At 76.0% G+C, this 15,383-nt stretch carries 5 protein-coding genes; all 5 read right to left on the minus strand.

Features of this window, described 5'->3' with window-relative positions:
* Positions 1-37: 37 nt before the first annotated feature.
* A complete protein-coding gene (locus ACFWW8_RS31355; protein ID WP_386534245.1) occupies positions 38-1,456 on the minus strand; it encodes a methylaspartate mutase in 1,419 nt (472 codons plus the stop codon).
* Positions 1,453-1,884, minus strand: a complete 432-nt coding sequence (locus ACFWW8_RS31360; RefSeq protein WP_386534248.1) for a cobalamin B12-binding domain-containing protein — start codon at positions 1,882-1,884, stop codon at positions 1,453-1,455. Before ACFWW8_RS31360 ends, ACFWW8_RS31355 begins: the two co-directional genes overlap by 4 nt.
* Positions 1,885-2,073: 189 nt before the next feature.
* Positions 2,074-2,280, minus strand: a complete 207-nt coding sequence (locus ACFWW8_RS31365; RefSeq protein WP_383930978.1) for an MbtH family protein — start codon at positions 2,278-2,280, stop codon at positions 2,074-2,076.
* Complete coding sequence (locus tag ACFWW8_RS31370; protein WP_386534251.1) at positions 2,277-9,464, minus strand: amino acid adenylation domain-containing protein; 7,188 nt, start codon at positions 9,462-9,464, stop codon at positions 2,277-2,279. The genes ACFWW8_RS31365 and ACFWW8_RS31370 overlap by 4 nt, the downstream gene beginning before the upstream one ends.
* Positions 9,465-9,948: 484 nt before the next feature.
* Positions 9,949-15,237, minus strand: a complete 5,289-nt coding sequence (locus ACFWW8_RS31375; RefSeq protein WP_386534254.1) for a condensation domain-containing protein — start codon at positions 15,235-15,237, stop codon at positions 9,949-9,951.
* Positions 15,238-15,383: the final 146 nt, after the last annotated feature.

Below are 15,383 nucleotides of genomic sequence, written 5' to 3' on the forward strand. Positions count from 1 at the left end.
AGCGGGGGCACCGCCTTCGGGGCGGCGGTGGCAGCGTTCACGCCGGACTCCGCACGCCGCCGGGTGCGGCGGCGACGGCCGGGCCGGTTCCGGCGCGGGTCCCGTCGCCCTCGCCCCCGGCTTCGCCGTAGCCGGGGCCGGCCCCCTCGTCGTAGCGCCGCGCGACCCGGCCGAGGGCGACCAGCAGCCCGTCCGAGGTCATCGACCGCACGGGCGCCGGCGCCCGTCCGCCCGGGGGCGCGTACGGGGCCACCGGCATCGCCCCGGTCTGCGACCAGCGCAGCCGGCCGGCCGCGTCGACGAAGCTGCGGGAGCGCCCCGCGTTGTCCGGGTGCAGGCAGTACGGGACGTCCAGCACGCCCCGCGCGAACGCGGTCCGCAGGGACCGGCCGAGGTCCTCACCGAGGTCCAGCACGGCCTCCACGAAGGCCCGCGCCTCGCGGTACACCTCGCTGTCGGCCGGCTGCGCCGGTTCCCCCGGCGGCGCCGTGAGCGCCGCGGTGGCCGCGGCCGTCTCCAGCGCCCGTACGTTCTCCAGCACCGTCGGGATCCGGTGGGCCTCGGCGGCGGTCTTCACGATCAGCCGCTGCGCCCCGGCCGTCACCGCGAGCCGCGCCGAGGCCTCCAGCAGCCGGGTCGCCCCGCGCTCGGTGTGCGGGAAGACCCCCATGTACGTGTAGAGCACGACGTGCCGGTCCACGTCCGGGGGCAGGAACTCGCCCGCCAGCCGGCGCAGCGCCCGTACGGCTTCCGCGTCCTGCGCGGGGTCGGTCTGCTGCGCGTAGCTGAGGGACACGCTGCGGATGCCGTGCCGGACGAAGAACATCCCCTCCAGCAGGCTGATCGCCACGAGCAGTCCGGGCGGGCAGAGCTGGCCGAGCATGCAGCCGCCGAAGCTCTCCAGGTGCGGGACCCGCGCCGCGGGCACCAGCGTGGCCAGCAACTCGCAGCAGCGCGCCCAGTTGTCCACGGACTCGGCGAGCGGGGTGCGGCCGTAGGGCAGGCAGTACGAGACCGGTCCCCCCTCGGTGGCGTCCAGCCCGGCGGCGGCGAGCGCCCGGACGATCGCCTCGGGCCGGGAGGAGCCGTGCCGTACCTGGACGGGGAACCCGGCGTCCCGTACGCCCGCCAGCAGCCCCCGGGTCAGTTCGGTGGAGTGGGTCGCGATCGGGTAGCCGTTGAGCGGGACGCCCTCGGCGAGGGCGGCGCGCGCGGCGCCGAGGTCCCCGACCCGGGTGTAGCTGTCGATGGTCAGGGTGCCGACGGTCGTGGCCACGGCGGACTTGGTCCGCTGCAGCCCCGCCCGCATCCGGAGCGGGTCGCCGAAGCCCATGCGGGGCTGTACGACGAGCTGGCCGGAGGCGGCGGCCTCGGCGACGAACGCGCCGAAGGACGGCGACGGCGGTGCCACGGCCAGGGGGGCCACGTTCGGTGCGGCGAGCGTGGCGGCGGTCATGCGACGGCCTGAGCGGTGGCAGCGGCGTCGAGCGAGGTGAGGAAGGTCCGCAGCGCGCTGACGTCGCCGTCGTCGAAGACGGCGTCGCAGCCGGCGTCGAGGAGCCGCCGGCGCTGCTCGGGGTCGGCCGTGCCGGCCACGCCGAGCTTGCCGCCGATGACGACCGGGAGGGTGAACCCGGCTCCGCGCAGCGCGCGCACGGCGCTGAGGCCGTCCCGGTAGCCGTGCCCGTTCACACTGCTGATGACCACGAGGTCGGGCGCCTCGGCCGTGCAGGCTCCGGTCAGCAGCTCGTCGGTGACGCAGGGACCCAGATTGCGGACCGGGTGCCCGAGCTCCTCCAGGAGCAGCTGCAGATAGACGAGGTTCCACGTATGGGAATCCGAGGCCGTACCCGTCAGCAAGATGTTCACATTCCTTCTTCGCATACGGAGAATATAGGAAGCCGCGGGCCCGGTGAGGGGCAGTCGGACCGGCAGGATGGCGCAATGGGCAAACGATTCGGACGGGCGCCGGCCGGGAATGCGGAAAGCCGTACCCCGCGGCTGCGGGGCACGGCTTCCGGGCTTCAGGGCTTCGGGATTCGTGATTCGGGATCCGGGATTCGCATGGAAGGGTCAGGCGTATTGGGCGACCAGGCTCTTCGGGCGGATGTCCGTCCAGTTCAGTTCCACGTAGGCGAGGGCGTCCGCGCGCGTTCCCGCGCCCCAGACCGTGTCCCAGCCTGCGGGAACCTCGGCGAAATCGGGCCACAGGGCGTGCTGGCCCTCGGCGTTGACCACGACGCGGAACGTGCCCTCGGTGTCGTCGAAAGGATTGGTCATGACAGGCTCCTCAATTTCTCGGAAAGAATACGGCCGATCAGGGAAAGCGGTTCGGGTTCGCCCATTCTCGTGTGCGGAACTCCGATGAGGTGATTCTCCACGCGTCCTTCCACGTAGGGAATCCAGTGCTGTGCGAGGGTGTTCTCCGTCTCCCCGTCCTCCAGTGCCGCCAGGAAGAGCATGTCGGTGGCGACCGGACGCGGGGCGTACAGGTTCATGATTTCGGCGTGGTTGATCGAGGCACCGATCACGGAGCGGATCTCGGCGTCCGAGAAGGCTCCGAGCACCGGGTCCTTCAGACGCACCAGGCCGATCAGCGCGTCCACGTCGAACGGGGCGTCGGCCGGCCCGTCCACGGCGTCGCCGACGAGCATGTCCCGCTTCTGCGCCGGGGTCATCCGGCGCCGCACCGGCTCGGTGGGCAGCAGGTGCACGTCCATCATGGCCAGCAGGTCGGTCCGTTCCCCCAGCTCCGCCAGCCGTACGGCCAGCGCGTGGGCGACCGTGCCGCCGAAGGACCAGCCCAGGAAGCGGTACGGGCCGTGCGGCTGGACCTCGCGGATCAGCGGCAGGTAGTCCGCGACCATCTCCTCGACCGACTCGGGGGAGTGGCCCAGCTCGCTCAGCGCCCGGGCCTGGATCGCGTACAGCGGCTGGTCCGGCCCCAGGTGCTGGGCCAGACCCGCGTACGGCCAGCCCACACCCGTCCCCGGGTGCACGCAGAACAGCGGCGGCCGCGATCCGCGGGTGCTCAGCGGCAGCAGCACCCCCATCGGGTCGAAGCCGGTCGGCTCGTCGCCCAGCAGCCCGGCGACCGTCGGAGTGCGGAACAGGTCGCGCACCCCGCGCTCCAGGCCCAGCACGGTCCGCATCCGGCTGACCAGGCGCACGCCGAGCAGCGAATGCCCGCCCAGTCCGAAGAAGTTGTCGTCGATGCCGACCCCTTCCACGCCCAGGACCTCGGCGAACAGCCCGCACAGGACCTCCTCGCGCGGTGTGCGCGGGGGCCGGCCCGAGGGGCGTACGGCGACGGCGGGCGCAGGCAGCGCCTTGCGGTCCGGTTTGCCGTTCACCGTCAGCGGGATCGTGTCGAGCAGCACCGCCGCCGACGGCACCATGTGCTCCGGGAGTTCGCCCGCAGCCCAGCGCAGCAGCTCCTCGCCGGTCAGGCCGTGGCCGGCGCGCGGTACGGCGTACGCGACGAGCCGCTTGCCGCCGGGGCCGTCCTCGAAGACGACCACCGCGACCTGCCCGACGCCCGGGTGGCGGGCCAGGGTCTCCTCGATCTCCCCGGGCTCGATCCGGAAGCCGCGGAGCTTGATCTGGCCGTCGGCCCGCCCGATGAAGCGCAGTTCGCCGTCCGGGGTCCAGTGCACCAGGTCGCCGGTGCGGTACATCCGGCCACCGTCCGCGCCGAACGGGTCGGGGACGAACCGCTCGGCGGTCAGCCCCGGCCGTCCGAGGTAGCCGCGCGCCACCTGGGTCCCGGCGATGTACATCTCGCCGGCCACCCCGATCGGCACCGGCCGCAGCCCCGCGTCCAGGACGTGCACCCGGGTGTTGTCCAGGGCCGCGCCGAGATAGACGCCGGGGAGCGTGCGCTGCCCGGCCGGGATGCGCTGCTGGTGGGAGGCGAAGGTGGTTTCGGTGGGCCCGTAGGAGTGCACCAGGACCGTGTCGGGGCAGTGGTCCAGAACCCGTTGGAGGGCGCTGGGGGAGGCCACGTCGCCGCCGGTCCACACCTCGTCGAGGAGCTTGAGGGTGTCCAGGCCCTCGTCCGCCATGATGTGGAAGAGGCCCATGGTGAAGTAGGCGGCGCTGACGTCGTAGGTGCGGACGGTGTGGTCGAGCTCGGCGACGTCGGTCCCGTCCCCCGGGGCGATCACCAGCCGGCCGCCGTTCAGCAGCGGCACCCACAGCTCGTACGTCGAGGCGTCGAAGCCGATCGCCGAGTGGACCAGCATCCGGCGGTGGTTGGTCCGGCTCCAGCAGCGGTCCGTGACCAGCTCCACCACGTTGCGGTGGGTGACCCCGACGCCCTTGGGCCGGCCGGTGGAGCCGGAGGTGAACATCACGTACGTCAGGGCGTCCTCGCCTACGGCGACCCCCGGATCCGAGAGGTCCGGCCGCGCCCCCTCCGTCTCCGGCGCGTCCACGGCCAGCACGCGGACCCCGGCCGCGTCCTCCCGCCGCACCGCCTCCTTGCCGAGGTGCTCCCGCTGCGTCAGCAGGACCTCCGCCGCCACGTCCTCCATGATCATGCGGACCCGGGTGTCGGGCAGCCGCGGGTCCAGCGGCACGTACGCGGCCCCGCACTTGAGCACCGCCAAGAGGGACACGAGCAGGTGCGGGGTCCGGTCCATCAGGACGCCCACCGCGCCGTCCCGGTCCACGCCCGCCGCGAGCAGCCGGTGGGCGAGGGCGTTGGCCCGGGCGTCCAACGCCGCGTAGGTGAGCGTCTCCTCCTCGTAGGACACGGCGATCCGGTCCGGGGTACGGCGGGCCTGGGCGGCGAACCGCTCGTGCACCAGGCCGCACCCGTCCCGCGGTGTCGCCGTGTCGTTGTACTCGGTCACCAGGCGGAACTCCTCCTCGGCGGAGAGGAGCCGGATGTCACCGATGCGCTGACCGGGGTCCTCGGCCACCGCCCGCAGGGTGCGCGCCAGGTGCGCGGCCAACTGCGCGGCGGTCGCCCCGTCGTACAGGTCCGTCGCGTACTCCAGTACGCCGGCCAGCCCGGCCGGGGCCCCGTCCGGGGTCCGGGACTCGCGCAGCGACACGGTCAGGTCGAACTTGGTGAACCCCGACGCCGACCCGAGCGGGGTTCCCGCCAAAGCGGTCCCGGGCGGGGTCTGCGGCTCGGCGGGGTGGACCTGGACCACGGCCTGGACGAGCGGGTGGTGCGCGGTGGAGCGCACCGGGTTGAGCTGCTCCACCACGAGGTCGAACGGGAGGTCCTGGTGGGCGTACGCGGCGAGGTCGGTGTCCCGCACCCGCAGCAGGAGTTCGTCGAAGCGCGGGTCACCGGAGGTGTCGCAGCGCAGGGCCAGGGTGTTCACGAAGAAGCCGACCAGGTCGTCCAGGGCCTCGTCGTCGCGCCCGGCGATCACCGTGCCCAGCGGCAGGTCGGTGCCGGCGCCGTGCCGGGTCAGGGTGGCCGCCAGGGCGGCCTGCACCACCATGAACAGGGTCGCGCCGTGGTCCAGGGCCAGGCGCTCCAGCCGGGCGTGCGTGGCGGCGTCCAGGTCCAGCGGGGTCGCGGAACCCCGGTGCGAGGCCTCGGCGGGCCGGGTGCGGGCGGCGGTGAGCGACAGCACCGGGGGCGCGTCGGCCAGCGTCCGCTTCCAGAAGGCGATGTGTCCGGCGGCGGCCTCGCCGTCGAGGGCCGCCCGTTCCCACAGGGTGTAGTCGGTGTACTGCACCGGCAGCGGCCGCCAGCCGGGAGCACGGCCGTCCAGCCGGGCCCCGTAGGCGGCCGCCAGATCGGCCAGCAGCGGCCCCGTGGACCAGCCGTCGGCGGCGATGTGGTGCACGAGCAGCACCAGCACCTGACCGCCGGCACCGGCACCGGCGCCCGGGTCGGTGGCGCCCGGGTCGGCGGTGCCCGGGTCGGCGGTGCCCGGGTCGGCGGTGCCCGGGCCGGCGGCGCCCGGGTCCCGGACGCCTGCGCTGTCCGCGACGTCGATCAGCGCGGCCCGGAAGGGCAGTTCCGCCGCCAGGTCGAAGACGTGCCCGGCCGCCGCGTCCACGGCCGCGTCGAGCCGGTCCGGCGCGGCCGTGACCCGCTCCAGCACCGGGCGCGCCGCGTCCAGCACCCGCTGGTGCGGCTGCCCGTCCACCGCCGGGTACACGGTGCGCAGCACCTCGTGCCGCTCCGCGACGTCGGCGAGGGCCTCGGCCAGCACGGCCGGGTCCAGCGGACGGTCCAGGCGCAGCGCGAACGGGATGGTGTAGGAACGGCTCGGGCCCTCCAGCTGGTCGACGAACCACAGCCGGCGCTGCGCGTACGACAGCGGAACCGGGTCCGGCCGCTCCGACGGCGGGACCGGGACCAGTGGGGCCCGCCCGGACGCGGCGCCGTCCCGCGTCAGCCGGACGGCCAGCCCGGCCGGGGTCGGGGCGAGGAACAGGTCGCGGATGCGCGCCTCCAGGCCGAGCACGGCCCGGATCCGGTTCACCAGCCGCACGCCCATCATGGAGTGGCCGCCGACCGAGAAGAAGTTGTCGTCCGGCCCCACCCCGTCGATGCCGATCACCTCGGCGAACAGGGTGCGCAGCACGTCCTCGGCCGGGGAGCGCGGGGCGGGCGGCGCGATCGCGGCCGCCGCGGCCGCGGCCTCGCGGGCCGCGGCGACGCGGGCCCGGCGCTCGGCGATCCCCGCCCGTTCCGCCTCACTGAGCAGGGCTTCCGCGGAGGACGGGCCGTCGGGGTCGGCCGCGGCCCGCGCGAGGGCCCGTACGAACACGTCCAGCAGCAGCTGCGCGGTGTCCCGGTCGAAGAGGTCCACCGCGTACTGCCACCACACCTCCAGCCCGCCTCCGGGCAGGGCCACGCACGCCGCGCTCAGGTCGAACTTGGCCGCCTCCAGGCCCGTTTCGGCGAAGCGCCCGGTGAGTCCGCCGCCGAGGGAGACGGCACCGCCGTCCTCCTGCTCCTGGGCGGTCAGCATCACCTGGAAGAACGGGTTGACGGCGAGCCCGCGCTCCGGGGCCAGATGCTCCACCAGCAGGTCGAACGGCAGCTCCTGATGGGCGTACGCGGCCAGGTCGGCGTCCCGGGCCCGGTCCACCAGCTCCGCGTACGGGGCGTCGCCGGACACGTCGGTGCGCAGGACCAGGGTGTTCACGAAGAAGCCGACCAGGCCTTCCAGGGCCTCGTCCCCGCGCCCCGCGACCGGGGTGCCGATCGCGATGTCCGTCCCGGCGCCGACGGCGGCCAGGGCCTGTGCGAGGGCCGGCTGGAGCACCATCAGGAGGCTGGCCCCGCGCTCCTCGGCGAGGGCGGCGAGCCGGCCGAACGCGTCCGCGTCCAGCGTGGCGGTCAGGCTGTCCCCCCGCCCGGTCGGCTCGGTGGGCCGCGGCCGGTCGGCGGGCAGGTCCAGTACGGTCGGCATTCCCTCCAGGGCCGCCCGCCAGTGGCCGAGCGGGACGTCCGGACGTTCCAGCAGCTCGTGCTGCCACAGGGTGTAGTCGGCGTACTGGACCGGTAGCGGCTCCCAGTCGGGTGCGCCGCCGGCCAGCCGGGCCGCGTATGCCTCGCCCAGGTCGCGCAGCAGCGGGCCCACCGACCAGCCGTCGGTGGCGATGTGGTGGGTCAGCAGCGCGAGGGTGGCGCCGCCGTCCCCGGTCGTGAACAGCCGGGCGCGGACGGGGAGCTGGACCGACAGGTCGAAGGTGCCGGCGGTGAACTCGGCCACCAGGGAGTCGAGTTCCCCGGGCAGGCACTCCCGGACCGGCAGCGGGACCGGGGGCGCGTCCAGCACGTGCTGGTACGGCTCCGCGTCCACGGCCGGGTACACCGTGCGCAGCACCTCGTGCCGGTCCACGACGTCGGCGAGGGCGGCGGCCAGCGCGGCCCGGTCCGGCACGCCGTCCAGGCGCAGCACGAGCGGCAGGTTGTAGGTGGTCGACGGGCCCTCCAGCCCGGCCAGGAACCACAGCCGGCGCTGCGCGAAGGACAGGGGGATCCGGTCCTCGGCGGGCAGCACCGCCCCGTCGAAGACCGCGTCGGCGGCCGTCTCCCGGGCGGGGGCGCGCAGCAGCTTGCGGTCGATCTTGCCGGAGGGGGTGCGGGGCAGTGCGGCCAGCAGCGACACCGTGGACGGGACGGCGGCGGCGGGCAGTTCGGCCCGTACCCGGTCCCGCAGCTCATCCGCTTCGACCCCGTCGTCGGCGACCACGAAGGCGGCCAGCCGCTTCGTCCCGTCCGGGGTCTCCAGGGGGACCACGGCCGCCTCGCGGACCCCGGGGTGCGCGGTGAGCACGGACTCCACCGAGGCGGGGTCCACCCGATGGCCGTTGATCTTGACCTCGTCGTCGGCGCGCCCGCGGAAGCCGAGCTGCCCGTCGGGCCGTACGAACACCATGTCGCCGGTGCGGTACGCGCGCTCCGGGCCCAGCGCCGAGAAGCGCCGCCCGGTCAGCTCGGGGCGCCCGAGGTAGCCCAGGGCCAGGCCCCCTCCGAGCAGCCAGAGTTCGCCGTCGACCACGGCCGCCCGCACCCCCGGCAGCGGCTCGCCGATGGGCACCGGGCCGCCGGGGTGCCGGGACAGGTCGGCGACGGTCGCGACGACGGTGGCCTCGGTCGGCCCGTACGTGTTCAGCAGCCGCACCCGGTCGGGGTCGACGGCCCGGCACCACTGCGCCACCCGCTCCGGCAGCGCGGCCTCGCCGCCGATGACCACCGTGCGGACGGCGTCCGGGAGTTCGGCGACGCCGGCGGAGAGCGCGTGCGCCAGCTCGTGCCAGTAGGCGGTGGGCAGGTCCAGTACGGTCACCCCGTGCGCGGCGCAGCCCGCCAGCAGGCCGGGCACGTCCAGCATCTCCTCGTCGCGCAGGATCAGCGCGGCGCCGGAGCCCAGCGTCAGGAAGACCTCCTCGACGCTCGCGTCGAAGTGCAGGGGCGCGAACTGCAGGACCCGGTCCTCGGCCGTGATCCCGTAGCGGACGGTCGCCCCGGCCGTGAAGTGGGCGAGGGCGTCCTGCCCGACGGCCACGCCGTTCGGGGTGCCGGTGGATCCGGAGGTGTAGATGACGTACGCGGTGTCCTGCGGCACACCGGGACCGGGGAGCACGAACTCGCCGGCCGCCGGCCGTACGTCCTGTCCGGCGCAGTCGGCCAGGATCGCCGCCGTTCGGGCGGCCGGCGCGCCTGGGTCCAGCGGCAGGTAGGCGGCGCCGGTCCGCAGGGCGGCCAGCAGCCCCACGACCGCGTCGATCCCGCGCGGCCGGTACACGGCCACCAGCCGCCCGGGGCCCGCCCCCTCGGCCGCCAGCTCCTCGGCGCGGAACGCGACGGCGAGGGCCAGCTGGCCGTACGTCATCCTCCGCTCGCCGTCGACCAGCGCGGTCCGCTCGGGACCGGCGGCGATCCGGGCGTCGATCCGGTCGAGCACGCGGGGCGCCGGGGTGATCGCCGGGCCGCCGTCCAGGACGGCGGAGGCGGTGGGGGCGGTCGAGGGCATCGCGGGGCCTCCAGGCGAGGGGTGGGGTGCGGAGGGGACTCCGTGACCCACACGCTAGGCATCCGGCCCGGCACCGGTCGGCAGTCGCCGCGGCAGCTTCCGCCGGAACCGGCTGCCGCCACCGGCTGCCGCCACGGGGAGCCGGGCCCGGAGGCGCCGGGCGCCGGGGGCGCGATCGGGCACGACCCGCCACGACCGAGCGCGACCCGCCACGACCGAGCGCGACCCGGCGCGCCCCAGCGCGGCCGGGTCGGCCGACGCGGGAAGGCCGTCCGCCCCGCTGTGAAGCGGGAGCGGACGGCCTTCGACCCGCCGGGTCCCGGCACGACCGGTGGCGCCCGGCGCGACCGGTGGTGCCCGCCGGCTCCCGGCACGACTGGTGGTGCTCGGTGGCGCCCGCGGGGCCCGGCGCGACCGGTGGTGCCCGGCTGGGCCGCCGGTGGTGCCCGGCTGGGCCGCCGGTGGCGCCCGGCGGGGCCGGCTCCTACGGCTGGCGGACCCGCGAGCCCGCGCGCGTACGGCGGCGCAGCGCCGGGGGAGGCGTCGGCGGCGTCGGAGCCGCCGAGGCCAGGAGCGCCGCCAGCCGGGCCGGGGTCGGGTGGCGGAACACCTCGCGCAGGGTGAGCTCGCGGCCCAGCTCCGCCTTGACCCGGTTCACCAGCCGCACCGCCAGCAGCGAATGCCCGCCGGACTTGAAGAAGTTGTCGTCCGGGCCGAGCGGCCCCCGCTCCAGCACCTCCGCGAACAGCCGCAGCACGGCCGCCGCCAGGACGTCGTCCCCACGGGAGCCGGCGACGGAGGACTCGGGCGGGGCCGCGGCCTCCGCGGCCGCCGGTGCTCCCGACAACAGGCGCACCGACGACGGGACCGCGTACTCCGGCAGCCGCTCGGCCGCCCACTCCTGCAGGGCCGCCACCCCTGCCTCCCCGGCCACCGTCGGCCGGTTCAGCACCTCGGCGACCAGTCGGCCGTCCACCACCCGGGCCCGGGCCCGCCCCACCGCCGGGTGCTCCGCCAGCACCGCCGCGACGTGGTCGAGGTCGATCCGGTAGCCGCCGACGACCGGACGCCCGCCCCGCCGGTCGGCCGGCGCCGGCAGGTCGCCGATCCGCTGCCGCGGGTCCGTGGCGAACAGCTCCAGTGCCGTGACCAGGAGCCCGGCCAGCCGCTGCGCCCCGGCCTCCCCGTACAAGTCGGTGGCGTACTCCAGCACCCCGGACAGTCCGCCGTCCGGGCGCTCCGTCAGGGCGAACGTCAGGTCCGCCTTGGCCGTGTCCGACCCGTACGGCAGCTCCGTACCCTCCAGCGGTCCCCCGGAGGCGCCGGCCCCGTCCGCCGGGTTCACCTGGAGCATCACCTGCACCAGCGGGTGGTGGGCCGCGGAACGGTGCGGGTTGAGGTGCTCCACCAGCCGGTCGAACGGCAGGTCCTGGTGGGCGTACGCCGCCAGGTCCGCCTCCCGGACCCTTCCCACCAGCTCCTCGAACGTCGGGTCCCCGCCCGTGTCCGTGCGCAGGACCAGGGTGTTCACGAAGAAGCCCACCAGCCCCGACAGGGCGTCGTCGCCCCGCCCGGCCACCGTGGTGCCGAGCGCGAGGTCCGTGCCCGCGCCGAGCCGCGTCAGGGCCGCGGCGAGGGCCGCCTGCACCACCATGAACAGGGTGGCCCCCTGCGCGTGCGCGATCCGCACCAGGCGCCGGTGCGCTTCCGGGGACACCGCGAACCCCGTCAGCGCGCCCCGCCCCGAGGGCTCGGCCGGGCGGTGCCGGTCCGTCGGCAGGTCGATCAGGGGCGCCAGGCCCGCCAACGCCCCCTGCCAGAAGTCCAGTTCCGGCCCGGCTCCGGCGAGCAGCTCGCGCTGCCACAGGGTGTAGTCGGCGTACTGCACCGGCAGCGGCCGCCAGCCGGGGGCGCGCCCGGCCCGCCGGGCCTCATAGGCCTCGGACAGGTCGGCGAGCAGGGTCCCGGTGGACCAGCCGTCGGCCGCGATGTGGTGCAGCAGCACGACCAGCGTCTGCGGGCCCCCGCCGTCCGGCAGGAACAGCCAGGCCCGCAGGGGGAGGTCCCGCGTCAGGTCGAAGACGTGCCGGGCGGCCTCGTCCACCGCCGCGGCCACGTCGTCCGGGCGGGCCAGCTCCAGTTGCGGCCGAGCCCGCTCCAGCACCCGCTGGTACGGTTCGCCGCCCTCGGTCCCGTACACCGTGCGCAGCACCTCGTGCCGCTCCACGACGTCCGCCAGCGCCTCGGTGAGCGCCGCCGGGTCCAGCGGCCGGTCCAGCCGCCGCACCAGCGCGATGTTGTAGGCGGGGGAGGGCCCCTCCAACTGGTCGACGAACCACAGCCGGCGCTGCGCGTACGACACCGGCAGCCGCCCGGGCCGCCGCGGCACGGCCGTCAGCGCGGGCCGGGAGTCCGCGGCGGCCGTCCCCAGCCGCCGGTGCAGGGCCCTCGCCGTCGGGGCGAGGAACAGGTCCCGGATGCCGGCCTCCACGCCGAGCACGCTCCGGATCCGGTTGACGAGCTTGCTGGCCAGCAGCGAATGCCCGCCGGACTTGAAGAAGTTGGCGTCGGCGGCCATCCGCTCCCGCCCCAGCGCCTGCGCGAACAGCCCGCACAGGATCTCCTCCCGCGGGGAGAGCCCGGTCGTGGCGGACCCCGACGGCGCCTCGGCCGCCGCGGCGGCTCCCGCGGCCGCGAGGCGCTCGCGGCGCTCCCGGCGCCGGGCCAGTTCCCGCCCCTCCGGCCCCGTCACCAGCGCCAGTTCGCCCAGCCGGACGTCGGGGGAGTCCGCGAAGGCGCGCAGCGCCCGTACGTACACCTCCAGCAGCAGCCGCGCCGTCGCCCCGTCGAACAGGTCCTCGGAGTACTGCACGTGCACGTCCAGCCCGTCCGGACCGCCGTCCGAGCCCCGCCGCTCGGCGCAGTGGAAGGCGAGGTCGAACTTCGCGGCGCCCAGGTCCGTGCTGGTGGCCCGCCCCTTGATGCCGCCGAGGCCCATCCGGTCGTCGGCCGCCTCCTGCACGGTCAGCATCACCTGGAAGAAGGGGTGCTCGCCCAGGGCCCGCCCCGGTTCGGCGAGCTTCTCCACCAGGACGTCGAACGGCAGGTCCTGGTGGTCGAAGGCGGCAAGGTCCGCGTCCCGCACCCGTTCGACGAGCGCCCCGACCGCCGGATCCCCGGACAGGTCGGTGCGCAGCACGAGGGAGTTGACGAAGCAGCCCACGAGATCGTGCAGGTCCTGGTCGGGCCGGCCCGCCACCGGGGTGCCGATGGCCAGGTCATGCCCGGCGCCGGTCGCCGACAGGGCCGCGGACAGGGCCGCCCGCGCCACCATGAACAGGCTGGCGCGCCGGCCGCGGGCCAGTCCGAGCAGCGCCCGGTGCGCGCCCGCGTCGAGGTCCGCCGACACCGTCACCGCACGCCCCGAGGGCTCGGCCGGACGCGGCCGGTCCGCGGGCAGCGCCGTCCGGGCCGGCATCCCCTCCAGCGCCGTCCGCCAGAACCCGAGGAGCCGGTCCGGGTCGGCCAGCAGGTCGCGCTGCCACAGGGCGTAGTCCGCGTACTGCACCGGCAGCGCCCGCCACTGCGGCGCGCCGCCCGCGCACCGGGCCGCGTACGCCTCGTCCAGGTCCCGCAGCAGCGGCGCGATCGACCAGCCGTCGGTCGCGATGTGGTGCACCAGCAGCGTCAGGACGCAGCCGCCGTCGCCCGGAAGGAACAACCGGGCCCGCAGCGGGGGCCGCGCGGCGAGGTCGAAGGGCTCCCGGGCGAACCCGGCGACGAGCCCCTCCAGCGTGTCCGGGGTGCACGGCTCCACCTCCAGCGGTTCCCCGGCCGCGGGCAGCACCCGCTGGTACGGCTCGCCGCCCTCGGACCCGTACACCGTGCGCAGCACCTCGTGCCGCTCCCGCACGTCGCCCAGAGCGGCCGCGAGCGCCACCCGGTCCGGCTCCCGATCCAGCCGCAGCACCAGCGGGGCGTTGTAGGCGGCCGACGGACCCTCGATCCGGTCGAGGAGCCACAGGGACCGCTGCGCCGCCGACAGCGGCAGCAGCCCGGGCCGCTCCGCCGCGGGCGCCAGCGCCGGCCGGGCCGTCGCGGCCCCGCCCGGCGCGGCGGCGAGGCGCCGGTGCAGGGCGGTCGGCGTCGGGGCCAGGAACAGGTCGCGCATGCCCAGCTCCAGCCCGAGCGCGCCCCGGATCCGGTTGACGAGCTTGCCGGCCAGCAGCGAATGCCCGCCCGACTTGAAGAAGTTGGCGTCCGGGGCGACCGTCTCGCGGTTCAGCACCTCCGCGAACAGCCCGCACAGGATCTCCTCGCGCGGCGACAGGACGTCCCGCCGGACCGGCCCGGCGGCCGCCGGAGCGGTCCCGTCCCCGGCCGGTACGGCCGTGCGGCGCCCGGCCAGCCCGCGCGCCTCCTCCGCGGTCACCAGCGCGAGTTCGCCGAGCCGCCGCCCGGGACCGCCGGCGAAGCCCGTCAGGGCGCGTACGTACACCTCCAGCAGGAGCCGCGCCGTCGGCTCGTCGAAGAGGTCCACCGCGTACTGGAGGGCGATGTCGATCCCGTCCGGGCGCCCCTGCGCGGTGTGCCGTTCCGCGCAGTACCAGGTCAGGTCGAACTTGGCGGCGTCCAGGCCCACGTCCGCGAGCCGGCCGGCGATCCCGCCGCCCAGCTCCACCGGCGCGGCCGGCCCGCCGCCCGCGTCCACGGTCAGCATCACCTGGAAGAACGGGTGGTGCCCCAGCGCCCGCTCCGGCGCGAGCCGCTCCACCAGCAGGTCGAAGGGGAGCTCCTGGTTCTCGTACGCCGCGAGGTCGGCCTCCCGCACCCGGTCCAGAAGCTCCCCGACCGCCGGGTCGCCCGACAGGTCGGTGCGCAGCGCCAGGGAGTTCACGAAGAACCCGACCAGGTCGTACAGGTCCTCGTCCGGCCGGCCCGCGACCGGTGCCCCGATCACCACGTCCTCACCGGCTCCGGCGGCCGACAGGGCCGCGGCCAGCGCGGCCCGCGCCGCCATCGTCAGGCTGGCCCGCCGTCCCCGGGCCAGGGCGAGCAGCCCCCTGTGGGCAGCCGCGTCCAGCCGGGCCGTCACGGTGGCGCCCCGGCCGGAGGGCTCCGCCGGGCGCGCACGGTCGGCGGGCAGGGCGATCACGGCGGGGGCCCCGGCCAGGACGCCCCGCCAGTGCTCGGTCTGCTCGTACGCCAGGCTCTGCGGGTCGGCGGGGTCGCCCAGCAGCTCGCGCTGCCACACGCCGTAGTCCGCGTACTGGACCGGCAGCGGCTCCTGCTCCGGGGCCCGGCCCGCCCGCCGGGCCGTGTACGCCAGCGACAGGTCGCGCAGCAGGGGGCGTACGGACCAGCCGTCGGTGGCGACGTGGTGGATCAGCAGTACCAGTACCGAGGTCCCGTCACCCGGGAGCAACAGCCGGGCCCGCAGGGGCGGCTCGGCGGTGATGTCGATCGCCTGCCGGGTGAACGCGGCCACGGCCGCGTCCACTTCGCCCGGCGCGCACACCGCGCTGGTCAGCGCGGGAACGGCGGCCGCGGCCAGCACCCGCTGGTACGGCTCGGCGTCGGGCCCGGCCGGCAGGACGGTGCGCAGCACCTCGTGCCGCTCCACCACGTCGGCCAGCGCCTCGCGGAGCGCCCCGGCGTCGGGCTCCCCGTCCAGGTGCAGGACCACGGGGGCGTTGTACGCGGCCGACGGGCCGTGCAGCCGGCCCAGGAACCACAGCCGGCGCTGGGCGAACGACAACGGGATCTCGGTCATGTCCGTGACGGTCCTAACTGTCCTGGCGCGGGGGGGGCCGGTGGGCGGGCCCCCCCCCCCGCGGCCCGAACCCGCGGCCGCCCCCCAACAACTGGGGGTTGGGGTCCGGCACCACCTAAGGAATGGCGTGGGCGGGTGGAGCGGCC

This window comes from Streptomyces sp. NPDC058701 (assembly GCF_042715295.1).
Lineage (GTDB): Bacteria > Actinomycetota > Actinomycetes > Streptomycetales > Streptomycetaceae > Streptomyces.

What these genes read in the sequence shown, in the direction of transcription:
- ACFWW8_RS31355 (WP_386534245.1), bottom strand. Translation starts at nt 1,456, where the DNA reads ATGACCGCCGCCACGCTCGCCGCACCGAACGTGGCCCCCCTGGCCGTG.
- ACFWW8_RS31375 (WP_386534254.1), bottom strand. Translation starts at nt 15,237, where the DNA reads ATGACCGAGATCCCGTTGTCGTTCGCCCAGCGCCGGCTGTGGTTCCTG.
- ACFWW8_RS31360 (WP_386534248.1), bottom strand. Translation starts at nt 1,884, where the DNA reads ATGCGAAGAAGGAATGTGAACATCTTGCTGACGGGTACGGCCTCGGAT.
- ACFWW8_RS31365 (WP_383930978.1), bottom strand. Translation starts at nt 2,280, where the DNA reads ATGACCAATCCTTTCGACGACACCGAGGGCACGTTCCGCGTCGTGGTC.
- ACFWW8_RS31370 (WP_386534251.1), bottom strand. Translation starts at nt 9,464, where the DNA reads ATGCCCTCGACCGCCCCCACCGCCTCCGCCGTCCTGGACGGCGGCCCG.